Source organism: Vibrio sp. R10-SG3-ISO10, from assembly GCF_059834185.1.
Map to the genome: position 1 here is coordinate 122267 of NZ_JCBDHG010000015.1, position 22319 is coordinate 144585.

23 protein-coding genes and 1 other RNA gene are annotated in these 22319 nt (G+C 45.0%); 9 read left to right on the forward strand and 15 right to left on the reverse strand.

Annotated elements, in window-relative coordinates:
* Positions 1-44 precede the first annotated feature (44 nt).
* The 4 genes from AC6R16_RS07390 to rpoE are packed head-to-tail and all read right to left on the reverse strand — an operon-like array spanning position 45 to position 2692.
* Entirely contained in the window at positions 45-515 is a 471-nt protein-coding gene (locus tag AC6R16_RS07390) for a SoxR reducing system RseC family protein (RefSeq protein WP_500674010.1), read from the reverse strand.
* Positions 512-1477 (reverse strand): sigma-E factor regulatory protein RseB, encoded by a 966-nt coding sequence (gene rseB, locus AC6R16_RS07395; protein WP_069667205.1) that lies wholly within the window; start codon positions 1475-1477, stop codon positions 512-514. The genes AC6R16_RS07390 and rseB overlap by 4 nt, the downstream gene beginning before the upstream one ends.
* Positions 1474-2100, reverse strand: coding sequence for an RseA family anti-sigma factor (locus tag AC6R16_RS07400; protein ID WP_500674011.1), 627 nt, complete (start codon positions 2098-2100; stop codon positions 1474-1476). Before AC6R16_RS07400 ends, rseB begins: the two co-directional genes overlap by 4 nt.
* 13 nt (positions 2101-2113) lie before the next feature.
* Positions 2114-2692 carry an RNA polymerase sigma factor RpoE gene (gene rpoE / locus AC6R16_RS07405; RefSeq protein WP_004744762.1) on the reverse strand — a complete coding sequence of 193 codons (579 nt, stop codon included), beginning with the start codon at positions 2690-2692 and terminating at the stop codon, positions 2114-2116.
* Positions 2693-3106: 414 nt separating this feature from the next.
* Between rpoE and nadB the strand changes: the two genes are divergently transcribed.
* Entirely contained in the window at positions 3107-4720 is a 1614-nt protein-coding gene (gene nadB / locus AC6R16_RS07410; RefSeq protein ID WP_500674012.1) for an L-aspartate oxidase, read from the forward strand.
* Between the two features lie 10 nt (positions 4721-4730).
* Here the strand turns inward: nadB and AC6R16_RS07415 are convergent, their stop codons facing one another.
* Positions 4731-5150: a protein YgfX gene (locus AC6R16_RS07415; protein WP_494505442.1), complete on the reverse strand. Its 420-nt coding sequence runs from the start codon at positions 5148-5150 to the stop codon at positions 4731-4733.
* Entirely contained in the window at positions 5098-5358 is a 261-nt protein-coding gene (locus AC6R16_RS07420) for an FAD assembly factor SdhE (protein WP_004744765.1), read from the reverse strand. Before AC6R16_RS07420 ends, AC6R16_RS07415 begins: the two co-directional genes overlap by 53 nt.
* A gap of 200 nt (positions 5359-5558) precedes the next feature.
* Here AC6R16_RS07420 and ygfZ point away from each other — a divergent pair, with 200 nt between their 5' ends.
* The 3 genes from ygfZ to AC6R16_RS07435 all read left to right on the forward strand — a co-directional run bounded on the left by ygfZ (position 5559) and on the right by AC6R16_RS07435 (position 7845).
* A complete protein-coding gene (gene ygfZ, locus AC6R16_RS07425) occupies positions 5559-6527 on the forward strand; it encodes a tRNA-modifying protein YgfZ (RefSeq protein WP_500674013.1) in 969 nt (322 codons plus the stop codon).
* On the forward strand, positions 6520-6996 hold the full coding sequence (locus tag AC6R16_RS07430; protein WP_500641467.1) for an aminoacyl-tRNA deacylase: 477 nt from the start codon (positions 6520-6522) through the stop codon (positions 6994-6996). The genes ygfZ and AC6R16_RS07430 overlap by 8 nt, the downstream gene beginning before the upstream one ends.
* Positions 6997-7638: 642 nt before the next feature.
* Positions 7639-7845 carry a DUF1107 domain-containing protein gene (locus tag AC6R16_RS07435; protein ID WP_004744768.1) on the forward strand — a complete coding sequence of 69 codons (207 nt, stop codon included), beginning with the start codon at positions 7639-7641 and terminating at the stop codon, positions 7843-7845.
* A gap of 39 nt (positions 7846-7884) precedes the next feature.
* On the opposite strand, the gene AC6R16_RS07440 is transcribed toward AC6R16_RS07435, so the two are convergent.
* Genes AC6R16_RS07440 through AC6R16_RS07450 form a run of 3 tightly spaced genes read right to left on the reverse strand, consistent with a single transcriptional unit; the run spans position 7885 to position 10907 of the window.
* Entirely contained in the window at positions 7885-9117 is a 1233-nt protein-coding gene (locus AC6R16_RS07440; protein WP_500674014.1) for an FAD-dependent 2-octaprenylphenol hydroxylase, read from the reverse strand.
* 24 nt (positions 9118-9141) lie between these two features.
* Positions 9142-10317 (reverse strand): 2-octaprenyl-6-methoxyphenyl hydroxylase, encoded by a 1176-nt coding sequence (gene ubiH / locus AC6R16_RS07445; RefSeq protein WP_500674015.1) that lies wholly within the window; start codon positions 10315-10317, stop codon positions 9142-9144.
* An 11-nt stretch (positions 10318-10328) separates the two neighbouring features.
* Positions 10329-10907, reverse strand: a complete 579-nt coding sequence (locus AC6R16_RS07450) for a YecA/YgfB family protein (protein ID WP_500674016.1) — start codon at positions 10905-10907, stop codon at positions 10329-10331.
* Between the two features lie 235 nt (positions 10908-11142).
* Here AC6R16_RS07450 and zapA point away from each other — a divergent pair, with 235 nt between their 5' ends.
* The 5 genes from zapA to serA all read left to right on the forward strand — a co-directional run bounded on the left by zapA (position 11143) and on the right by serA (position 14513).
* On the forward strand, positions 11143-11451 hold the full coding sequence (gene zapA, locus AC6R16_RS07455) for a cell division protein ZapA (protein WP_494505447.1): 309 nt from the start codon (positions 11143-11145) through the stop codon (positions 11449-11451).
* 19 nt (positions 11452-11470) lie between these two features.
* Positions 11471-11653: non-coding RNA, 6S RNA (gene ssrS, locus AC6R16_RS07460), on the forward strand.
* Positions 11654-11686: 33 nt separating this feature from the next.
* Positions 11687-12274, forward strand: coding sequence for a 5-formyltetrahydrofolate cyclo-ligase (locus AC6R16_RS07465; RefSeq protein ID WP_171323210.1), 588 nt, complete (start codon positions 11687-11689; stop codon positions 12272-12274).
* A 100-nt stretch (positions 12275-12374) separates the two neighbouring features.
* Positions 12375-13031, forward strand: a complete 657-nt coding sequence (gene rpiA, locus AC6R16_RS07470) for a ribose-5-phosphate isomerase RpiA (protein ID WP_171323212.1) — start codon at positions 12375-12377, stop codon at positions 13029-13031.
* Positions 13032-13283: 252 nt separating this feature from the next.
* Positions 13284-14513: a phosphoglycerate dehydrogenase gene (gene serA, locus AC6R16_RS07475; protein ID WP_500674017.1), complete on the forward strand. Its 1230-nt coding sequence runs from the start codon at positions 13284-13286 to the stop codon at positions 14511-14513.
* Positions 14514-14578: 65 nt separating this feature from the next.
* Here the strand turns inward: serA and ilvN are convergent, their stop codons facing one another.
* The 6 genes from ilvN to AC6R16_RS07505 form a co-directional block, all read right to left on the reverse strand.
* Positions 14579-15073 (reverse strand): acetolactate synthase small subunit, encoded by a 495-nt coding sequence (ilvN, locus tag AC6R16_RS07480; protein WP_004744777.1) that lies wholly within the window; start codon positions 15071-15073, stop codon positions 14579-14581.
* 1 nt (position 15074) lies between these two features.
* On the reverse strand, positions 15075-16799 hold the full coding sequence (locus tag AC6R16_RS07485; protein ID WP_239826463.1) for an acetolactate synthase 3 large subunit: 1725 nt from the start codon (positions 16797-16799) through the stop codon (positions 15075-15077).
* Between the two features lie 436 nt (positions 16800-17235).
* Positions 17236-19044, reverse strand: coding sequence for an AMP-dependent synthetase/ligase (locus AC6R16_RS07490; RefSeq protein WP_500641461.1), 1809 nt, complete (start codon positions 19042-19044; stop codon positions 17236-17238).
* A gap of 163 nt (positions 19045-19207) precedes the next feature.
* A complete protein-coding gene (leuO, locus tag AC6R16_RS07495) occupies positions 19208-20167 on the reverse strand; it encodes a transcriptional regulator LeuO (RefSeq protein ID WP_500674018.1) in 960 nt (319 codons plus the stop codon).
* 396 nt (positions 20168-20563) lie between these two features.
* A complete protein-coding gene (locus tag AC6R16_RS07500; protein WP_500674019.1) occupies positions 20564-21610 on the reverse strand; it encodes an MJ1255/VC2487 family glycosyltransferase in 1047 nt (348 codons plus the stop codon).
* A 3-nt stretch (positions 21611-21613) separates the two neighbouring features.
* The gene (locus AC6R16_RS07505) at positions 21614-22141 is read right to left on the reverse strand and encodes a phosphatase PAP2 family protein (RefSeq protein WP_425666088.1); all 528 of its coding nucleotides are present in this window, start codon (positions 22139-22141) and stop codon (positions 21614-21616) included.
* Between the last annotated feature and the right edge of the window lie 178 nt (positions 22142-22319).

Sequence of the window (22319 nt, forward strand, 5' to 3'; positions counted from 1 at the left end):
TCAATCAAGTTGGCAGATTCTACCCAATTTCTAGCCACTTCGCACTAGCTAATTGGTTCGCCCAACACCCTTAATAGTATGACTTGTTGCGAAGATTGCTGCTCTAATTTCGCAGATAATCGTTTTGCGAGGAAAATGCCTGCTGTGGTTGCGAGCGCAGAGAACAAAATAACCAGCCCTTCACCTAGCGAAAGGAGAGGTGCCAACCACCACTGAGCCACCAATGCACCCACTATCATGGCCAATAAAGGCACCAAATAAACCACAGCGGCAGATTGCAGTAAGCTCTTTTCTGGCAGACCAATTTCGACAACTTGGCCTGTTTTAACTAGCTTTTGGGTAATCAAATGCCAGTGTAAAGATTTGTTACCTACCGCTTTAGATACAATGCCAGTACCACAGCTCTTTTGTGATGAGCAACTGCTACAACTGGTTTGTTGTTCGCAGCTCAGTTCAACGTCAAAGCCTGAAGCAACAGGCTTAACGCTCGATACTGTAGCTAATGCAGTCATCATTGTGTGGCACTCTCACTAGTATTAAAAGTGACAGACTGAGCGATACGCTTTGCGGTTGCTGGCGGAATATCACCAATCACAGAAATCTCTCTGTCTCCACGGACGAAGCTGTGTAAGGTACGGCGACCTTGACGAACAAGCTGCCCTTTGAGAGACAAGTTATCACTGTCTGAGACATATACCGAGAAACTAAACAGTCCATCGCTGTACATTTGGCTCTCAACCATGCGCTCTGTATTGGTCATACGATAGCGATTAAGCTCTTTAGGTTCGAACCCATTTGGGATCCAACCCACTGTCCAGAATGGATTGGTAATCTGGCCCTTTGGCAGAGAAAGGACTTCAGGCAATTTAACCTGATTCAATCCACCAAGAATCTGACTGATTCGATCGTTGACGCTGTAAGAGATCGTTCTGTACTGCTCTAAGATCTCACCGTCACGATCGACAAGATCAGCGCGTAAAGGCAGTTTACTCTTCTCATCTACCCAAAGCACGTAAGAGTAGCGCTGACCATCTTTTGGTACGACACGCAGAACCTGACAAGCTGCGCCCGCTTCGCGAGCACGACCTACTTGGATAAAATCATAGAAATCACTTAGTTGGCCTACATCAGAGTTGAGTAGCGGTATCGTCGGCGCGACCATATTGCCAGATTCAATGGTAAAAGGCTCAACACCAGGTTCAATATAGCTCACTTCGTCACCACGACGAATCACTTCACGTATTGGCCCACTCAGATAGACAAGATGGGCAAGCTGTTGTTCGTCTGCTTTGGCATGACGATACAGCAGAGGTTCAATACTGTTTTTCTTTATCAGTATGTAAGACAGTTCATAACTAAGTTGCTGACTGGCCTCGTTCATTTGATGCAACAAAGCCTCTGCAGCGTTGTCTTCTGCAAAGGCTATTGGTGTATTCAAACTGAACAGTGTCAGCGCACTGATCAGAAATTTTTTCATTCAACTACCGTTTCAGGATTATCGCTATATTCAATGGTTTTCTCACTGTTTAAGCGTAGTTGTAATTCGTAATCTTGTAACATCGCATTAATGCGGCGACGTTGCTCCTGAACATTAATCTCACTTGCTGGTTGTTCAACCGAAGAGCGCGTCAAGCTTACAGGCTCTGCGCTACCAGAAAATGGAATTGTTTGGAGAACAGGTAATGTTTCTGCTTCAGGTGAAGTTGTCGCGTCTGAACCGCCGTACTGCTGAACACCTAAAATTACTGCTAAAGAAACACAGGCAGCCATTGCCACTTGACCAAATTGGTTCAACCAAGCGGGTAGTTGACGGCGTGCTTGCGAAGGCGTCGGTTGAGACTCTTGCAAGCGGTGTTCTTCCAACTGAGTTACCGTAGAGTGAGCAGGTTCATTATCGAGCGCTAACGCTACGCTTTCAGCTATATTCCACTCCGGTTTTTCCGGTGCTTCACCTCGCATTACATCACCAATTAAATGGTAATTTTGCCAAGTCTGTAGGCTATCTTGGTCTTTCTCTAATTCACTAATTAGAGCTTTATCAACCAACTCTCCATCCATGAGTGCTGAAAGTTTCTCTTTGTCAGCCATTATTTTCACCATTAATGTTACTGGTCTAGCGTTGCAAAAGGGGTTGGATTTTCTTCTCAACCGCTTCACGAGCACGGAAGATACGCGAACGTACCGTTCCTACAGGGCAATCCATAACCGCTGCTATTTCTTCGTAGCTTAAGCCATCGAGCTCGCGCAACGTCATCGCGGTTTTTAAATCATCAGGCAGTGCTTCGATTGCACTGAAAACAACACGTTTCAATTCATTGGACAACGTTAAGTTCTCAGGGTTCGAAATTTCTTTTAATGCACTTCCTGTTTCGTAATATTCAGCATCATCAGTATCCACATCTTGTGCTGGCGGTCTGCGCCCTTGGGCAACAAGGTGGTTTTTTGCAGTATTAACGGCAATCCGATATAACCAAGTATAGAAGGCACTTTCACCACGAAAGCTTGGTATCGCTCGGTACGCCTTTATAAATGCTTCTTGCGCTACATCGGGAACATCACCAGGATTATTCACATAGCGAGAAATAAGGTTGCAGACTTTGTTTTGGTACTTAGTTACCAACAAATTGAATGCTTGCTTATCCCCATTCTGAACTCGCTCAATTAATACTTGATCGGTCAGCTGCTCGTTCATTCGAGCGGGTACTCCTATCGTTATTCGCCCTTATCTTCTCAGACATGAGCATTAATTATGCAAAATGTAGTCTTGACACCACTGCTTACTTGAGCACTATTGTGACCTAGCAAATAAATATAAGTTCAAAAATTCTTCAAACTATTTTTGCGCAATGAAGCACCAATCTACTTCTTGTCTCAGATTGTGAGGATCAAGGTAGAGAAAAGCAATGCTATTTACGAAGAATTGCATTTATGCAAAGCCACTCTCACAGTGGTACTATAGTGAGTTGACTCTTTTGTTTTCAGAGTCAACGTTGCAATTCATTGAAATATTTTAGAGCGGGATCGCTCTGCTACCGTGCCAAACCAAAACGGTTTTTCGGGATGAAAGTGGCACAGGTACAAATTAACTCGGGAATTTAAAAGTTTTATGAACGCAAACCGTGAACATCAATGTGATGTGTTAGTGGTGGGTAGTGGCGCAGCTGGACTCTCTTTAGCGTTACGTGTTGCAGAGTACGGTAAAGTAATCGTACTGAGTAAAGGTCCGCGTAGCGAGGGGGCAACTTACTATGCGCAAGGGGGTATCGCCGCTGTTTTCGACGAGTCGGACAGTATTGAATCTCACGTTCAAGATACCTTAATTGCTGGCGCAGGCATCTGTGAGCAAGAGACTGTCGAGTTCATTGCTAAAAATGCCAAAGAATGTGTCCAATGGCTTATCGATGGCGGAGTTCCATTCGATCGCGAAGAAAACGACACTGATGAAGCACCTCGCTATCACTTGACTCGCGAAGGTGGACACAGTCATCGTCGCATTCTGCATGCGGCTGATGCGACAGGCATGGCGATGCAAACTTCGCTGCAAGACAATGTTCATAATCACCCTAATATTACCGTTTTAGAGCGCCATAATGCGCTCGATCTGATTACTGAAGATAAAGTGGGTGGCGACGAGAAAAAAATCGTTGGTGCCTACATCTGGAACCGCAATCAAGAGCACGTAGAAACCGTTAGGGCTAAGTTTGTTGTTCTGGCTACTGGCGGGGCTTCTAAAGTCTATCAATACACGTCAAATCCAGATGTATCTTCTGGTGATGGTATTGCTATGGCTTGGCGCGCAGGCTGCCGTGTAGCGAACCTAGAGTTTAACCAGTTCCATCCGACCTGTTTGTACCACCCTGAAGCGCGTAACTTCTTACTGACTGAAGCACTGCGTGGCGAAGGTGCCTATTTGCGTCGTCCTGATGGCTCGCGCTTTATGCCAGATTTTGATGAGCGTGAAGAACTTGCGCCACGTGATGTTGTAGCACGTGCGATTGACTTCGAAATGAAACGCTTAGGTGCAGACTGCATGTACCTCGACATCAGCCACAAGCCGGCTGATTTTATCGAAAAGCATTTCCCAACAATTAATATGCGTTTACTCGATCTTGGCATCGATATGACCAAAGAACCGATCCCTGTTGTTCCCGCTGCACACTATACCTGCGGTGGCGTTATGGTTGATCACACTGGGCAAACCGATCTATCACAGCTTTACGCTATTGGTGAGGTGAGCTATACCGGTCTGCACGGGGCGAACCGTATGGCGTCAAACTCACTGCTAGAGTGTGTTGTTTACGCTTGGGCAGCAGCCAATGACATCATTGCCAACATAGACCAAGCAACGCTTCCACCAGCACTTCCTGCATGGGATGAAAGCCAAGTTAGCTGCTCAGATGAAGAGGTCGTTATCCAACACAACTGGCACGAGTTACGCCTATTTATGTGGGATTACATGGGCATCGTAAGGACCGATAAGCGCCTTGAGCGGGCACTACGTCGTATCCAACTGCTCCAGCAAGAGACTCACGAGTACTACAGCAACTTTAAGGTTTCCAACAACCTGCTTGAGCTGCGTAACTTACTGCAAGTGGCAGAATTAATGGTCCGCTGCGCAATGGAGCGTAAAGAAAGCCGTGGTCTGCACTACACGCTAGACTACCCGGAGCTTGCTGAAGATAGCGGTCCAACCATACTGCTACCGGAAAAACAAAAATAATAGAGGGAGCTTAATGCTCCCTTTTTAGTATCACGACTAAATGCCGATAATCTTCTTCAGGCATGCTATCACGCCATAAAATGAATCGCGTCTTATCTTGGCGAGTGATAAGTAAACCAAAAGCCACACCGATAAAATTAACGCTTCGAATTCGCTCATTCCCTTGCGCCGTCTTATACGTCGACGGAGAGGTAAATTCTACTTCGCCCTGCATTGACGGCAGCAAGACGTCATCGACTAGCGCACTCTTCACAAGCATAGCTATCAAGGCTAGAGAGGCGACTAGTGGAATAGATGATAGAACCACAATCAAAAAGACCAGCATCATAACTAAGATGCTGGTCATCGTTGCAGTATAAGAGGGGCTAAGGTAGAACCTAGCGCACTTTACTGAGGTTATGTGCGACAATCTTATCCACCATAGACGCATGACCTAGATTCTCACTACGGCCATGACCCATAATCCATGTGAACAAGTCTGGATCATCACACTCTAACAAAGACACAAAGTCCTGCTGCTCATTATCTTTTAGGGCGTCAAAACATTCCTCAAAAAAAGGCATGATAACAACATCGAGTTCTAGCATTCCTCGACGACATGCCCATTTGATACGCGCTTTTTCTTCTGCGGTATACATTCTAATTCCTCACCTAATCGGTTGTTTGCGCCGAGTGTAACAAGCAATTTCGCTCACAACTAGGGCGCTAGTCACACTCCCGAGCAAGGTCATGTTTTTCCATACCAAGACATGAAAAATTCGCCTACAACTCTAAAGGTTGTTTATCACTAGGATTCAGCGCTAACATACAGTTATTAAGTTTCTATTAGGTATCAATCATGGACTGGCAGAAAGAGTTTGCTCCCCTACAACTAGCGTCAAGCGATGCACTTCCTCAACTTTCAGTTGCGTTACTCCCATCATGGAGTGCAATTACAATGTTTGGCGATGACAAGAAATCCTACCTTCAAGGCCAAGTGACTTGTGACGTAGTGACATTAGATGAGCAAGACTCTACCTTTGGTGCCCACTGTGACGCTAAAGGTAAGGTATGGAGCGCGTTTCGTCTGTTTCACCACAACGGCGGCTACGCCATGTTTCAGCCAGCCTCCATTATCGATAAAGAGCTAACCGAGCTGAAAAAGTATGCGATTTTTTCTAAGGTAGAAATCAAGCAAACAGAAGATATCGCTCTGGGACTAATGGGCGACTCTGCGACAAGCTTTATTGACTCTCTTTCATCTCAATCTGGTGATGTGCGCTCTATTGAAGGTGGCACTGCCGTTAAAATTGACCAACAGCGTTGGCTACTCTTAATGGAGCAATCTAGCGCCGAGCAATTGATCGCGACTCTACAAGCAGAAAAAGTATCTGAAGAACTCTGGACATTGCACGATATTCAAGCGGGCTTGCCACTGCTCAATACCGAACAGCAAAATGAACACATTCCGCAAGCTCTAAACATTCAAGCGCTTGGGGGAATTAGCTTTACTAAAGGTTGTTATACAGGCCAAGAGACTGTGGCTCGCGCTAAATATCGCGGCATCAACAAGCGTGCACTGTTTATCGTTAAGGGCGATGCTGAAGCAGTGATTGACGCTAACGCAGAGCTAGAGCGAGCAGTCGGTGAAAACTGGCGTAGCGCGGGCAAAATTATTGCTAGCTACCGCTACAGCGATAATAAAGCCTTGGCACTGGTTGTCTTGCCTAACAACCTAGAAGCAGACACTCAACTGCGCCTAAAAGAGCAACCTAACAGTGAATGGACATTTGCGGCTCTGCCTTACTCGCTAGAAGATAATGACTGATCCTATCTCAACGCACATTACGCAATATCTAGAAGCGCAGCAGATCAACTTTCGACTGCTGCCGCACCAAACTCCAGCGACAACCATAGAAGATGCGGCAAAGCAGCGAGGGATTAGACCAGAACAGATGGTGAAATCTATTGTACTGCGTGATATGAGTAACCGCTACGCAATTGCCTGCGCCCCAGGAAACAAGGCAGTCGACCCAAAAAAAGTCCGCGCGCTTCTAGAGTGGCGTCGAATGACCTGCGTATCTATGGAAGAGGTGGCGAGCCTGACTGGATACAAGATTGGCACGGTTGTCCCCTTGTTACTGCGCACGCCAATGGTGATCGTATTCGACCAGCAACTTTTGGCAGAACCTGAGGTCACGATAAGCAGTGGCTCAAATATGGCTGGCATCGCCTTGAGTTGTGACGATCTTATTCAACTCAGTCAACCTGTCATTGGCGATATCTGCCGCGACTAAACGGTTTCTACCCATTACTGGGTAGAAACCAGTCTCTCTTGTTGCAATCGATTTCATCAAACCATGACCGTTATCGCATCATTAGCCTTTTCTCAATTAAATTATTATTCACCAATAAAGCATAAGTAGTCACAATGATATTTTTGAAGTATGCTGTCTCTGTTGGTTAAAGTTCGCTCAGTAGCTTATACATGCTGAGCGACACAACCTTTCAATGAGTTGGTATGTGGCTCGAAAGGTATGTGAATCCTTCTCCAACTAAAAAAGTGAATCCACTGATTGTTTCAGGACATCCACTTTTTGTGTAATGCATCTGTGACTATTCGCCCGCATCAAAGCGGGCTTTTTTTTGGTAAAATTTTACAATTCTTTTACACCCACTCTGAAAGTTAAACTATTCTTAAATGTGTCATATAACTGAGGCTTAATATTTCGCGATTGAACTCTTATGCGAGTTCCGCTGTCAGAAGATAAGTGAGGTAATTATCACAATAAATTGGATATTTATCCGTGGTTTTGTCTACAGCAACACAAATATCCAAACACACCAGTTTCATCTGCATTTTCCACCATCACAATCACAATTTTCAGGGTGGGAAAAACGTATAATTTGCAGTGCTTGCTAAACATAAGGATAACTGTATGAGACTGTTTAAGCGCTATACACCAGGTATGATTGCTAAACACATTAGTCGGCTATTTAAGGGAAGGATCTACATTTACGGGGTTGGTAAGTTTGAATTTGATAATGGCAAGCTGATCTTGCCAGAAAAGGCTGAACGTAAGCACTTTCAAGCGGTAAAAGAAATTAATCAGGAAGTGATGAAACTCCGCTGCGCTTACGCATAATAGAATCAAGAAGGGTTGGCGATTGCCAACCCTTTGCATTTATACCGTTTGAGATTTGTGCCTTGATTGCTGGGCTAATTGAGGTAAATTTCCCTTCAAACCAAGCGCTCGTTTCATGATCTCATCCTTGGCTCCCGGTAACTGACCGGCGAGTTTCATCCCAATGCCACGGATCAGTTTCTTCGCTGGGTTACTTCCTTCAAAAAGGTCTTTAAAGCCTTGCATTGCGGCAATCATTTTGGCCGCTTCAGACTTACGCCAACGCTCATAACTCCGTAGATTGCGCTTAGAGCCAATATCTTCTCCCGCTTGCCAAAGCTGGAGCACTTCTTGGGCTAAACTTGCTGCATCCAGCAAACCGAGATTTACCCCTTGTCCCGCAAGAGGGTGAATGGTGTGCGCCGCATCGCCAACTAAAGCCACACGCTCCGCAACAAAATCACGCGCATAACGCATCTTTAGTGGGAAGGCAAAACGCTCCCCTTCGACTTTACATAGCCCCAAACGATTGTCGAATTCAGCCGTCAGCACTTTGTTGAACTCCGCTAAAGACATGCTCACAAGTCGTTCAGCTCGACTTGGATCGGTCGACCAGACTATCGAACTGAGATTATCTTCACCTAGCGGCAAAAAAGCTAATGGCCCTTGCGGGGTAAAAATTTGTCTTGCGACGCGCTGGTGATCTTCTTTAGTGCGGATATTGGCAACAATGGCACTGTGGCCGTAATCCCAATGGGTTAACGGAATATCTTGCTGCTTACGAACCCAAGAGTTCGCCCCATCAGCGCCTACCACTAGCTTAGCCGTTAACGCTTGGCCGCTCTCCAAAGTTAACCATGCTTCACTCTCCCCTATCGCCATCGAAGCACACTTCTCTGGCATAAATAGAGTCACATTGCTTTGCTGCTTAACTTGTTCAAGTAGAGCAAGCTGGATAACACGGTTTTCAACGATATGACCGAGATCGGGCTGCGCTAACTGCTGAGCTTCAAATTCGATACGAGCAAAGCTATCTTGCTCCCACACTTCCATCGCCTGATAGGGTGCCGCTCTGCGCTGGGTAATGCCTTGCCATGCACCTAGGTTTCTTAACACCGTTTCACTCGAACGGCTAAGTGCTGACACTCGCACATCTGGCAAGTCATTGAGCTCACTCTCAGGAGCTCGACTTTCAATCACAGCAATACGTAATTCAGTGTCTTTAAACGCTGCTGCAAGCGCTAAACCCACCATTCCACCGCCAACAATGGCGATATCTACACTTTGCATCATAGTTTTATATCCTTTTTAGCGCCTCTAGCGAGCCACTAAACCTAATGTTCTTCTTAACAAAGGTGTCTTAAGCACAGGTAGATTATCCATACCGAACAACCCAAGATTACGCCCAACGCGCAGTGATAGGTAATCGTTGGAGAAAATATGCACTAAGGCTGAGGTCATCGCGATGGTCGCATTACGATCATCGCGACGAGCGTTCTTAAACTGCTTAAGAGTACAATAATTACCAGGATCGTCACTGGATTGGGCAATACTTTCTGCTAACGTTGCGACGTCACGAATTCCCAAGTTAAATCCTTGGCCAGCAATCGGATGTAGCGTTTGAGCCGCATTGCCAACAATGGCAAAACGGTGCGAGACATTTTGCTCTCTGTAACGTAATAACAAAGGGTAACTCGCTCGTTGACCCACTTTTTGTAATTTACCTAGTCGCCAGCCAAAGGCCTGTTGCAGTTCAGACAGGAATTGCTCATGGTTATAGTTGATGATCTGTTGTGCTTTGTCAGGCCTTACGCACCAGACCAAAGACATCCGTCCTTGCGACATGGGCAATAGCGCCACCGGTCCTGACTCAGTAAAACGCTCGAATGCTCGCCCATTGTGTGGTGCCTGAGCACTAATATTGGCAATCACGGCAATCTGCTCAAAGTCATGCTCATTAAGCGCTATACCGACTTGCTCACAACAAGTGGAAATCGCACCGTCAGCAGCAACCAAAAGCTTTCCTTCAACAAGATGACCATCATTTAATGTGATAGAAACCTTTTCTTCACTTCGCTCGATTTGCTCAACTGCAGCGTGTAGGACTGAAATATTGTTATCTTGCTCAACTTGTTGATGGTATATACGCCCCACATCGGCAAGTTCAACGACGTAGCCTAACGCATCAACGCCCACTTCTTCAGTGGTAATATCCGTCATACCCGCGTGAGAGCGATCAGAAACATGAATATGTTCAATGGGGGTTGCCACTTTCTCAATCTCTTGCCACAAGCCAAGCTGCTTTAAAATCGCAACCGTACCGTAGGACAGTGCAATCGAGCGTGAGTCAAAACCCGGATGAGCCGCGTGATCGACTTGAAACGGCTCAATGACAGCAACAGACAAAGGTCGCGGAGCAAGCTTATTGATTGCAAGGGCCAGCGTCATTCCCGCCATCGCACCACCAGCAATCACCACATCAAACTGCTTCATGGAAACCCCTTTTAGTGAATCGTTGGTGCTTGCTGTGAATCAGCTTTTCTTTGCCCAAATTCAGCGTGAATGGTCAATACGCACGCTTTAACATGTTCAATGACTTGTTCTAACAGTTGAGCTTGCTCTTCCAGATCGTCATCTTCATCGATGCCTAACTTCGAGATTTCTTCTAAGTCCGCGAGCGCTTCTTTAACATCGCTTGACGCTTTCTTAAGTTCAGCATTCACCAAACCCAAACCTGAAATAAAATGGTTCACCCACTCTGCGAGACCATCTGCAATATCAAACAGGGAAGCGCTTGCTTCTTCGTCTGGTAGTAGCATTTCGATGTCCATACCAGAGCCCGTTAACTCCGCAATGCTAGCGTCCAACGTAGCTTGGGCTAGTTGCAATACTTTGCTTGGCCAGCCCATCCCTTCGCTTACATAATCAAAAACCATCGGTTGCCAGCTTTTATCAGTCAAGCTTAAGCCACCACTTAGCATTCCAGTTAATAATCCGTGCAGCTCGGCAGGGTTCACTGCAAGCCCTGCAGACTGAAGCTCAGTGGCAAATGCTAAGTAATCAGGTAGTTTTGTTTCGCTCATTGGATTAGCCTAAATATGTCTAAATATCCTCAATCGTATCACTTACCACCGCGAGCGAAAACGAGCGATTAGCAATTGTGGGCAGCTTTTACACAAATTGCCCAATTACTGTGTTATTGCGCCCTGATTTGCTTATCGCTGTTCTGAAAAGCTTGAATCTTAATGGGCGTTTTTCTATAGTTCTCCCTCGGTGATTATCTGCTTTATCACCTTAGGCAACAGATATAGAGTCGATATGAGTAATCAAGCGGTAGAAGTTGAAATCTTAGGCAAACTCACTCGGGTAAATTGTCCGGCAGGGCAAGAAGAGTCATTGATTAAAGCCGCAGAGCGTCTTGAAGAACGTTTGCAAGACATGTCAGCCAAAACCAAGATTACTAATGAAGTTCAACTTTTGACCTTTGTTGCGTTAAACTTTTGTCATGAGCTTGAGGCTCGTGATAGTAATTCTAAGCAGGAACAAGATGCCATGTTTGAGCGAATGGAACTCCTTTCGGCATCACTCGACAACGCGATTAGTAAAGTAAAGCCAGGACAGCAATAAACCTTTACACCGTCAAGAATTTACCCTGGAGTGTTCGTTAGGGGATTAAGTCCCTGAGCCGATAAGCAATACCTAAGGGTTAGTACTTGATAGCTATTGAGCAAGCTCGGCTTGTACCGAGAAGCCTACGGTTATCTCTGCTGATCCGCCTTGAACCAGCTGGTTCAAGGGTCCATTTCTCCAACGGCACTCTGGGGTATCCCTTTCACGATACCCTGCAACCATGGGTAACGTCATGACGCTTTCCAGACAAGACTTCCGTAAAAGCATCCGCCAAAAACGCAACCAATTATCCAGTGATGTGCAACATCTCGCGGGTTTAGATTTGGTGCAACGATTCTCCCAGCTACCTGAGCTCGCGCAAGCGCAACATATTGCCTTGTATCTTACGACCGACGGTGAACTTGAAACCATGCCCCTCATTGAGTGGCTATGGCAGCAAGGTAAAAAGACTTACCTGCCTGTCATTCATCCCTTTTCCAAAGGTCATCTGCTGTTTCTGCACTATGACAGCTCGACCCCAATGGTGCTCAACCGTTATTCAATTGCTGAACCTAAGCTTGATCAAACGACAATCCTGCCAGCAAAGTCTCTCGACATCATTTGCACGCCACTGGTCGGTTTTGACTCTACAGGCCATCGCCTCGGCATGGGTGGCGGATATTACGACCGCACGTTAGAGCCTTGGTTTAAGACGGGCCAAGGCCCTATGCCTATTGGCCTAGCACATGATTGCCAACATGTTGAGAAACTGCCTATCGAGTCTTGGGATGTCCCCTTACCCAAAATTGTGACTCCAACCAAGATTTGGCAATGGGATTAACCCTGTTCGCTAGAATCCGTTAGCTTGGCTTCAAGTCTGCTAGAGATAGGGCTATAATCGCGCCGCAATCGTTTTTACTACCGCCTTTAGGAGATGAGCAATGACTCAAGATGAAATGAAGAAAGAAGCTGGTTGGGCAGCACTTAAGTATGTCGAAAAAGGCAGCATTGTAGGTGTTGGTACGGGCTCGACGGTAAATCACTTCATCGATGCACTAGCAACCATGAAAGAAGAGATTAAAGGTGCGGTTTCAAGCTCTGAAGCGTCAACGAAGAAACTTGAAGAGTTAGAGATTAAGGTTTTTGACTGTAATGAAGTCGCGGGCTTGGATATCTATGTTGACGGTGCTGACGAAATCAACGCGACACGCGATATGATCAAAGGCGGCGGTGCTGCCCTAACGCGCGAGAAAATCGTTGCTGCTATTTCAGATAAATTTGTCTGTATCGTCGACAACACGAAAGCGGTTGATGTACTAGGTAACTTCCCTCTACCTGTTGAAGTGATTCCAATGGCACGCTCATACGTGGCTCGCGAGTTAGTTAAGCTAGGTGGTGATCCTGCATACCGTGAAGGCGTTATCACAGACAACGGCAATGTGATTCTTGATGTTTACGGCATGCAGATTACTGATCCAAAAGATCTTGAAGATAAAATCAATGCTATCGCTGGCGTAGTTACCGTTGGTCTATTTGCCCACCGTGGTGCAGACGTAGTAATTACTGGAACGCCAGAAGGCGCAAAAATCGAAGAATAAGCACTTCATTTTTGTTATTTCATTACAAACGGCGCCTATTGGCGCCGTTTTTTCATTTTACTCTATAAAAATTATGCCTTATTCCGTAATTTTCTTACCCAAAGTGTATTTTTTTTGTTAACTTAATGGTCAGAAGACGCACAAGGAAAACGTTTGCGTGCTATATAACGTCTACAAAAACGTTTGCTTTACCTGCTTTTGCTTAATGTGCGCCCGTTAAGCCCAAATTTCCCCACTTTAAGGAAGAAGACAATGGCCAAAGTTTCACTGGAAAAAGATAAAATTAAGATCCTCTTGCTTGAAGGTCTACACCCATCATCTGTAGAAGTTCTTCAGGCTGCTGGCTACACCAATATTGAATACCACAAAGGCTCGCTTCCTGAGGAAGAGTTACTTGGAGCAGTGAAAGACGTTCACTTTATCGGTATTCGCTCGCGCACTAATCTATCTCAGCAAGTGATTGATGCAGCAGAGAAACTGGTTGCGATTGGTTGTTTCTGTATTGGTACCAACCAAGTTGATCTTAAAGCAGCGGCGACTCGCGGCATTCCAGTGTTTAACGCACCATTCTCAAACACGCGTAGTGTGGCAGAACTGGTTCTTGGTCAAGTCCTACTGCTACTACGAGGTATTCCAGAGAAGAACGCTCTAGCACACCGTGGTATTTGGAAGAAAAGTGCCGACAACTCATACGAAGCTCGCGGCAAGCGCTTAGGTATTATTGGTTACGGTCATATCGGTACTCAGCTAGGCATTATCGCTGAAAACCTTGGTATGCGTGTTTACTTCTACGATATTGAAAACAAGTTATCACTCGGTAACGCCACTCAAGTTCATACTATGAGTGAACTGCTGAATAAGTGTGATGTTATTTCGCTTCATGTACCGGAAACAGCTGGAACCAAAAATATGATGGGCGCTGAAGAATTTGCGCGAATGAAGCCAGGTTCTATCTTCATTAACGCCGCTCGCGGTACGGTGGTAGATATTGAAGCACTATGCCACAGCCTAGAAGCAGGTCACCTTGCTGGCGCGGCAATTGACGTATTCCCAACGGAACCAAAAACCAACGCAGACCCATTTGAGTCACCACTGCAGAAGTTTGACAATGTTATCTTAACGCCTCACGTTGGCGGCTCAACTCAAGAAGCACAAGAAAACATTGGTGTTGAAGTGGCTGGTAAGCTTGCTAAGTACTCAGACAACGGCTCGACCTTATCAAGTGTTAACTTCCCTGAAGTGTCGTTGCCAGAGCACCGTGACTGTTCGCGCTTACTACACATTCACCAAAACCGTCCGGGCATCCTGACGCAAATTAACACCATTTTCGCTGAAGAAGGGATTAACATCGCCGGTCAGTACCTGCAAACAGCCGCAGATTTCGGTTATGTGGTTATTGATGTGGAAACAGAGCGCTCAGAAGAGGCACTTAAGAAACTTAAGAGCATCGAAGGGACAATCCGCGCACGTATCCTGCACTAATTTAACTCTTAAGATCAAAAAAACCACCGACAAGTCGGTGGTTTTTTTATTGGACTTTTAACAAGTTAAGGTTTTAGAGCGCGCTCACCACGAGCAATGCCCACAACGCCGCTTCGCGCTACTTCAATCACTTCTGTCACTTCCGATAATGCCTGAATAAAGGCATCAAGTTTCTCACTGGTACCCGCCATCTGTACCGTGTACTGAGAGGCTGTAACATCAACTATCTGACCACGAAAAATATCGGCAGTACGTTTAACTTCCGCACGAGAGAAACCACTCGCCTTCACTTTTACCATCATCAATTCACGTTCAATATGATCAAGCTCTGAGACCTCTTGAACTTTAAGCACATCAATCAGCTTGTTTAATTGCTTCTGGATCTGCTCTAGCTCCATATCGTCTGAAATAGTGGTAATGTTTAGGCGCGATAAGGTTTCGTCATCGGTTGGAGAAACGGTCAGAGATTCAATGTTGTAAGCGCGCTGAGAGAAAAGGCCAACCACGCGAGAAAGCGCACCGGGTTGGTTTTCCATTAGTAGTGAAATAATGTGTCTCATATTAAGTTCTCTCCGTCTTGCTCAACCACATTTTGTCCATGCCTTCGCCTTTGATCTGCATTGGATATACATGCTCTGTTTCATCAACATTGATATCCACAAACACCAATCGATCTTTCATATCTAGCGCTTGCTTCAAACCAGCCTCAAGCTGATCTGGTGACTCAATGCGAATCCCCACATGTCCATATGCTTCTGCGATAGCTGCAAAATCAGGAACAGAACTCATGTAAGAGTTAGAGTGTCGACCTTGGTAAATAATGTCTTGCCACTGCTTTACCATGCCTAGGAATCGGTTGTTGAGGTTAATAATCTTGACCGGAATATCGTATTGCATTGCCGTCGATAGTTCCTGAATGTTCATCTGGATACTACCGTCACCGGTAACAACAACAACTTCTTCATCTGGTTTAGCGAATTTCACACCCATTCCCGCAGGTAGGCCAAAACCCATAGTGCCAAGACCACCAGAGTTGATCCAACGGCGCGGTTTGTTAAATGGATAGTACAGCGCAGCAAACATCTGGTGCTGACCTACATCAGAGGCAACGTAAGCATCACCATTGGTCAGTTTATGCAGTGTTTCAATAACTTGCTGCGGTTTAATGCGCTCTGGAGAGGTTTCGTACGACAAGCATTGACGCTCACGCCAAACTTGAATTTCATCCCACCAGCGATTCAACGCTTCTTGATCATTAGTGCTGCCCTGCTCTTCTAGCAAGTTAACCATGCTCTCAAGGACTTTCTCAGCCGAACCTACGATGGGAAGATCTGCTTTTACGTTCTTTGAAATCGATGAAGGATCGATATCAATATGCATCACCTTGGCATCAGGACAGTACTTTTCTAGGTTGTTGGTGGTTCGGTCATCAAAGCGCACACCGACACCAAAAATCAGATCTGCATTGTGCATAGCCATGTTAGCTTCATACACACCGTGCATACCTAACATGCCTAAAGAATTCTTATGTGTGCCTGGAAACGCGCCAAGCCCCATTAAAGTACTGACCACAGGCAAGTTTAGCGCTTCGGCCAGTTTAGTAAGATGCTGCTCAGCTTCAGAAATGACGGCACCACCACCCACATAAAGTACTGGCTTCTTCGCTTCTAAAAGCGTCTTAAGACCTTTTTTGATCTGACCTTTGTGACCAGTAGTTGTCGGTTTGTATGAGCGCATCGACAGTGACTGCGGGTATTCATATGGCAGTTTTACCTGTGGATTCATGACATCTTTAGGTAAGTCGATCAAAACTGGGCCAGGTCTACCAGTAGTGGCAATGTAGAAGGCCTTCTTCACTGTTTCAGGAATATCTTCTGCTTTCTTAACTAGGAAACTGTGTTTAACCACTGGGCGAGATACACCAACGATGTCACACTCTTGGAAGGCATCGTTACCAATCATGTTGTTTGGTACGTTACCTGAGATAACGATCATTGGAATTGAGTCCATGTATGCCGTCGCAATACCTGTAATAGTATTGGTTGCACCAGGGCCGGAACAGACTAGTACTACTCCAGGATTGCCAGTCGCACGTGCATAACCATCAGCCATATGCGTAGCGGCTTGCTCATGACGTACTAGAACGTGTTTGATTTGGTCGGTTTTGGCATGAAGTGCATCGTAAATATCAAGAACAGAGCCTCCTGGGTAACCAAAGATCTGTTCAACGTTTTCTTCGATCAGAGATTGCACAACCATCTCTGCACCGGACAACATTGCTGCCATATTTTTCTCCTTAACCAGTTTTCCGCCACATAAGGTCAACGTGATGGACTGGTTTTTCATAGTTAGGTCTTATTCGTAGCCTAAATCGAAATACTTCCACTTTTTCGGCTATGTCTTGCTCACAGGTAACATAAAGCAAGGTCACGCAACAAATGTAACGTTTTATTATCAATGGGTCTAATGCGATTTCCATCTCACTTTAAACAATATGCTATTTATCGACATCAAATTATAGAAACTAGCTAACAAGAAGACCAAAACCAGATAGTTAAACTAGAAATAAAAATAAATTCGGTTAAAAATTTTAGACTACCTTTTCAATATTCAGAGATTCATCGTGGTAAGTAAGTTGGAAACCGGATAAAAAAATCCCTCAGAAAGCAAACCATCTCTCTGAGGGATTTTTAAACAGTTACGAAATTTACTATCGAGAAAGTTACTTCTTCTCTACCTTATCGCTGTACATTTCTTCAATTTCATCCTGATATTTGTCGTTAATCACTTTGCGACGCAGTTTCTGTGTCGGTGTTAACTCACCAGCATCCATTGAGAAAGCCTTTGGCAGCAGTTTAAATTTCTTCACCTGCTCAAATTTAGCCAGTTCTTGCTGTAGTTCGTTGACGCGTTTTTCTAGCATCTCAACCACTTGATGGTGCTTAATTAGCTCAACGCGATCGTGGTATTTGATATTAAGTTCTTTGGCATACTCTTCCAAAGAGTCGTAGCAAGGAACAATAAGAGCCGAAACAAACTTGCGCGTATCTGCTATTACAGCGATCTGTTCGATAAAGTGATCTTTACCAATCGCACCTTCAATCATCTGCGGCGCGATGTATTTACCACCCGATGTTTTCATCAGTTCTTTAATTCGATCGGTAATAAACAGGTTACCATTTTCATCGATATGACCTGCGTCACCGGTTTTTAAGAAGCCATGCTCATCGAATGTCTTAGCTGTCTCTTCCGGCATCTTGTAGTAGCCACGCATCACCATGGGGCCGCGAACTAAGATTTCATTGTTTTCGCCAATCTTAACCTGAGCACCTGGCATCGCCATACCAATCGAATCTGGGTTAAAGCACTTATCATCCCAACACGATACCGTCGCAGTGGTTTCTGTCATGCCATAGCCAAGCTTGACGTTAATCCCGATAGCATGGAAAAAACGACCTATGGTTTCATCTAGCTTCGCGCCCCCACAAGGCATAAAGTTGATTTGTCCACCGAGTAGTGCTCGTAATTTCGATAGCACTAATTTATCCGCTAAAGCATGAGACTTCTTGAGTGCGATTGAAGGTTTACGTCCTTCTTGATGACATACAGCCATCTTAGCGCCCATGTTGACTGCCCAAGTAAACAAGACTTTGCGAATAAATGGTGCTTTGGCGACTTTTTCATGAATGGCAGAGAAAATCTTTTCGTAAAAGCGCGGAACCGCACACATCACGGTTGGGCGTACTTCACTCAAGGCGTCACGTACCTGCATGGTATCTTGCAGATAGCAGTTGGTCGCCCCTTTATATAGTGCGTAGAAAGTCCAAGCACGTTCAAAAACATGAGAAAGAGGTAAGAAACAGAGAGAAACATCGCTCTGTGATAAGCTTAAACGCTGATCATGCCCTTCAAGCTGAGCACCAATATTCGCGTAATCTAGCATCACGCCTTTCGGCTGACCGGTTGTACCTGAGGTGTAAATCAAAGTAAGAAGGTCTTCCAGATTCGCTTGCTCTAAACGGATATCAAGCTCTTGCTGATGCACTTTATCAACATTGGCAATCAGTCGCTGCCAGCTAATGGCAAACTCATGTTCACCCACATCGATGTCATCAGACATAGCGACGATCAATTCAAGCTGATCACATTCGTCAAAAATCGACACTGCAGCATCAAATTGAGGCTGCTCACCAACAAACAGCACTCGGACGTCAGCATCTTGCAAGATATAAGCAGATTGAGCTGCGGTGTTGGTTGGATAAATGGGTACGGTAACCGCACGAACTTGCAGAGCGGCAAAGTCTGCGATTGTCCACTGCGGCATATTGTTAGAGAAGATACCGATCTTGTCTTGAATTCGGATACCGTGAGCCAATAGAGCAAGTGACAATGCATCCACTTGCTGACCAAACTGCTTCCAGCTAATGCCATTCCAAACATTGCCTACTTTATGCTTAAGCGCAATGCGATCATTGCCTTTTGCAATCTGGTCTCGAATACGTTTTACGATATGAAAATCTAGGTTGGCCATCTTTACTACCTTTAGCTTACACCTGTAAGCTTTAATCAGCGCACAAGTGTACATTTCGCTTTAGAAAAGGCAACTGATGAGCGTCAAAGTTATCAATATAAATAGTAAAAAACCTTGAATGGCGGGGTCATTCAAGGTTTTTAATTGCAGTAAAATGTGATGATTAATCTAGTGCGACAACTTCGCCACAAATCATCATCAGTTGGTCACGAAGCCAGATGTGACCTTTGTCTTTTTCGCTTGATTCATGCCAGCTTAAGTAGCCGCTGATTTTGCCGTTTTCGAATGGGAAGTCGATCACTTGTAGCTGCTCTTTGTTTGCTGCGTTCTCAACCATCCAACGCGGTGCAATCGTTACCAGTTCAGATTGACCAACAACGTAAAGGACATTGCTTAGGCTCGTACCTTCATAGTATGCCTGAACGTCTAGGTCGCGGTATGCCTGCTCAGAGAAGCTGCGCTGACCGTGAACTTTTGAAAGCTTGGCATGACGCTCGCGAACCAATAGGTCTGGTGTCACGACGCCTTGAATGCGAGGGTGAGCTTTAGAAGCCACAACAACTAACTCGTCTTGGAAAATTTCTGTGCTTGAGAAGCCTTGCTCATCAAAACGGGCGTAATCAATAACAAAGTCGATCTCTTGGTAACGCATACGCTCAGCTAGCTGACGATCAAACTCGGCATCAAGGTGAAGCTGAACATTTGGTGCTAGGTCATGAATAGTCGACATGATCTTTGGTGCAAAGCGCATATCACATGGGCTACAGATCGCCAGTTTAAATAGACGCGTTGACGTTTCTGGAGAGAAAACTGAGCTAGGTAGCTCATTACGGATTAGCTGTAGCGCTTGACGAACAGGACCAAAGAGTTGGCGAGCACGCTGAGTTGGTTGAATACCACGACCCTGACGCATAAATAGCTCATCGTTAAACATAACTTTTAGGCGAGCAACTGCATTACTAACTGCTGGCTGCGACATACCTAAGTTATGTGCAGCGCGAGTGATGTTCTGCTCTTGCATAACCGCATCAAACACAGTCAATAGGTTTAGATCTACTCCTCGTAAAGTACTTTCCATGCGGTAGCTAGCGATAGCACTCATAGACTCTTTCTTATCAATCATTGGGGATGCCTCTTTAATTCTTCAGCGTATATGGTCGTTAAATTGAAATTTGAGTTAGGAATAGAAAACCCATTTCTCGCCTCATCCGTTGTATTTATTTGTTAGATGTTTATCGGCGAACCATTACTATCAGCGAATCATTCAGCGATTAGCAATAAGATTGACAATTAATCAGTATTTTTTACCTATAATCAACAATAGTTATTTAATTACAAATAGTTAAATAGATTATAAAAAGTTATAAAGCACACTGTTTTATGGATATATATAGAAATTTGATATTAAAAGCCCCTGTTAAAACCCAGTATCAGACATGAGCCAGAGCTATGATTCAAATAGTACAAACAAAAACAGCATCAATAATTGGTACTGTTGTTGGTGTGAATTGAACATTTGCTATAGGTTGGTGACATAGCTTGGAAAGTCGACCTTTTCCCATAATCTCTCAGTCAGTGTTGATTTATCTTCCCAATCCCCCAGCTTGATCCAAGCGACAATGGCCTCTGCTACATCTGGGTAATTGACACTCTCTGCGCTCGATTCATCAAGCCAGTTTCTCACCACAGCAGCGTCTAATATTTCCATGCAGGTCGCTAAGCCCAAGTCTTCAAGAGTTGCCACGTTACTCACTTGTTCAAATTGCCCCGTCAATGGCTTAAGTAACAACTTCTTTCCAAGAGTAAGTGCCTCAGAAGGAAGCTCAAAACCACCGTTAGCAATCACCCCTTTACAGCGCTGAAGATGAAGTTGAAATGAGTGTAAACTTAAGGGCATAAACTCTATGTTGTCGATTGTCTTCAGTTCAATGATCTCAGGGTGATAACAGACAAAATGCTGACTGGTAAATCTCAGCAGTAGCTCAGTGATATCAGAAACACTTTCAAACGGTAAGTAGACCAGAACGAAAGCTTCCTCCACAGTATCGCCGCTTGGGGTGTGAATGATGGGCGGCAAAATAGGCTGATCGAAATGATACCAGTGCAAACCGATATGATGCTGCGCGGGAGCAAAGTGTTTTATCACCTTTTTATCAAGCCAACTGGCACCTTTTAGTGGCACCGAGTATCGGAACGCATTCTGATGACTAATACTGATCGACGGAACACCCTGCTTTTTCGCCGCCCACGCAGATACAGGTTCAAAATCGTTGAGGACCAAATCGTAGTGGGATAAATCAAGTTCTCGGACATCACGCCAGAGCTGCCATAAATTGTTAGATACACAGGTTTTTAAGTAGTTCACTCTACCTTTGTCTGTTGCAAAGGTTAAACCTCGCCGAGTTTGAAAGTCACCAAACTGCTCCATACAAAAGTACTTACTCTCATCTCGGCCAGTAAACAGATATTCAACCTCCATACCTGCTTCAGCCAAGCATTTCGACATTGCTCTTGCACGTGCGATATGACCATTCCCCGTCCCTTGCACTCCATATAAGATTTTCATTCGTCAACTCCCGACCATGATTAGTGCCAATTGAGCACAACCAATACCAAGCAAAGCCCCTAACAAAACGTCCGTCAGAAAGTGCACTCCAAGCAAAATACGTGAACTGGCTATCAAGGTTGCCCAGATAAGCGTGACGACTTCCAGATCAGCAAAGTAATGACCTGTAATTGAAGCCATAAGAAAAGCAGCAGCAGTATGGCCTGAAGGCAAACTGTAACGATCTGAAGGCGTGATAAACGAAGTCACTAGGTCACACAACTCTTGCGGACGGCGACGTTTAAACACGTTCTTCGCTAACCAATAGATTGGCAACTCCATTGCAAATGCCAGCAACCCAGCCAATAAAAACAACTTGCCTTCAATCCCTGCAAACAAGTACGCAAGTACACCAAAGGCTATATATAGGTGGCCATCGCCAGTATGTGAGACAGCTTTACTGATACGTGAGACAGGATGATTAAATCTGTGCTGGAGACAGAACAGAGAAAACGCCAGATCAAACTTGGCAATAGGCTCTATTGAACGCATTACCGACTCCTTTTATTGACGGTGTTGCGATCACACTAAGAGGATTTAGTGACAGCTCGGTGAATGTTTTGCGGTAGTTCGGTTACACAAGCTCAATATGGTTAGCCAACCAAGACATTCACCTTTTCAATATAAAGAGAGCTTAAAAGCGCCGATTTTGCGTGTTTTTAGGTTGAAC

Bases quoted from the DNA above. Each gene is read 5' to 3' on its own strand.
- ilvN (WP_004744777.1), bottom strand. From the start codon at position 15,073: ATGAGACACATTATTTCACTACTAATGGAAAACCAACCCGGTGCGCTT.
- AC6R16_RS07505 (WP_425666088.1), bottom strand. From the start codon at position 22,141: ATGCGTTCAATAGAGCCTATTGCCAAGTTTGATCTGGCGTTTTCTCTG.
- AC6R16_RS07440 (WP_500674014.1), bottom strand. From the start codon at position 9,117: ATGATGCAAAGTGTAGATATCGCCATTGTTGGCGGTGGAATGGTGGGT.
- ygfZ (WP_500674013.1), top strand. From the start codon at position 5,559: ATGGACTGGCAGAAAGAGTTTGCTCCCCTACAACTAGCGTCAAGCGAT.
- AC6R16_RS07400 (WP_500674011.1), bottom strand. From the start codon at position 2,100: ATGGTGAAAATAATGGCTGACAAAGAGAAACTTTCAGCACTCATGGAT.
- AC6R16_RS07420 (WP_004744765.1), bottom strand. From the start codon at position 5,358: ATGTATACCGCAGAAGAAAAAGCGCGTATCAAATGGGCATGTCGTCGA.
- AC6R16_RS07465 (WP_171323210.1), top strand. From the start codon at position 11,687: ATGACGCTTTCCAGACAAGACTTCCGTAAAAGCATCCGCCAAAAACGC.
- ubiH (WP_500674015.1), bottom strand. From the start codon at position 10,317: ATGAAGCAGTTTGATGTGGTGATTGCTGGTGGTGCGATGGCGGGAATG.
- leuO (WP_500674018.1), bottom strand. From the start codon at position 20,167: ATGATTGATAAGAAAGAGTCTATGAGTGCTATCGCTAGCTACCGCATG.
- AC6R16_RS07430 (WP_500641467.1), top strand. From the start codon at position 6,520: ATGACTGATCCTATCTCAACGCACATTACGCAATATCTAGAAGCGCAG.
- AC6R16_RS07500 (WP_500674019.1), bottom strand. From the start codon at position 21,610: ATGAAAATCTTATATGGAGTGCAAGGGACGGGGAATGGTCATATCGCA.
- rpoE (WP_004744762.1), bottom strand. From the start codon at position 2,692: ATGAACGAGCAGCTGACCGATCAAGTATTAATTGAGCGAGTTCAGAAT.
- AC6R16_RS07390 (WP_500674010.1), bottom strand. From the start codon at position 515: ATGATGACTGCATTAGCTACAGTATCGAGCGTTAAGCCTGTTGCTTCA.
- serA (WP_500674017.1), top strand. From the start codon at position 13,284: ATGGCCAAAGTTTCACTGGAAAAAGATAAAATTAAGATCCTCTTGCTT.
- AC6R16_RS07485 (WP_239826463.1), bottom strand. From the start codon at position 16,799: ATGGCAGCAATGTTGTCCGGTGCAGAGATGGTTGTGCAATCTCTGATC.
- AC6R16_RS07450 (WP_500674016.1), bottom strand. From the start codon at position 10,907: ATGAGCGAAACAAAACTACCTGATTACTTAGCATTTGCCACTGAGCTT.
- nadB (WP_500674012.1), top strand. From the start codon at position 3,107: ATGAACGCAAACCGTGAACATCAATGTGATGTGTTAGTGGTGGGTAGT.
- AC6R16_RS07435 (WP_004744768.1), top strand. From the start codon at position 7,639: ATGAGACTGTTTAAGCGCTATACACCAGGTATGATTGCTAAACACATT.
- rseB (WP_069667205.1), bottom strand. From the start codon at position 1,477: ATGAAAAAATTTCTGATCAGTGCGCTGACACTGTTCAGTTTGAATACA.
- AC6R16_RS07490 (WP_500641461.1), bottom strand. From the start codon at position 19,044: ATGGCCAACCTAGATTTTCATATCGTAAAACGTATTCGAGACCAGATT.
- zapA (WP_494505447.1), top strand. From the start codon at position 11,143: ATGAGTAATCAAGCGGTAGAAGTTGAAATCTTAGGCAAACTCACTCGG.
- AC6R16_RS07415 (WP_494505442.1), bottom strand. From the start codon at position 5,150: ATGCGTCTATGGTGGATAAGATTGTCGCACATAACCTCAGTAAAGTGC.
- rpiA (WP_171323212.1), top strand. From the start codon at position 12,375: ATGACTCAAGATGAAATGAAGAAAGAAGCTGGTTGGGCAGCACTTAAG.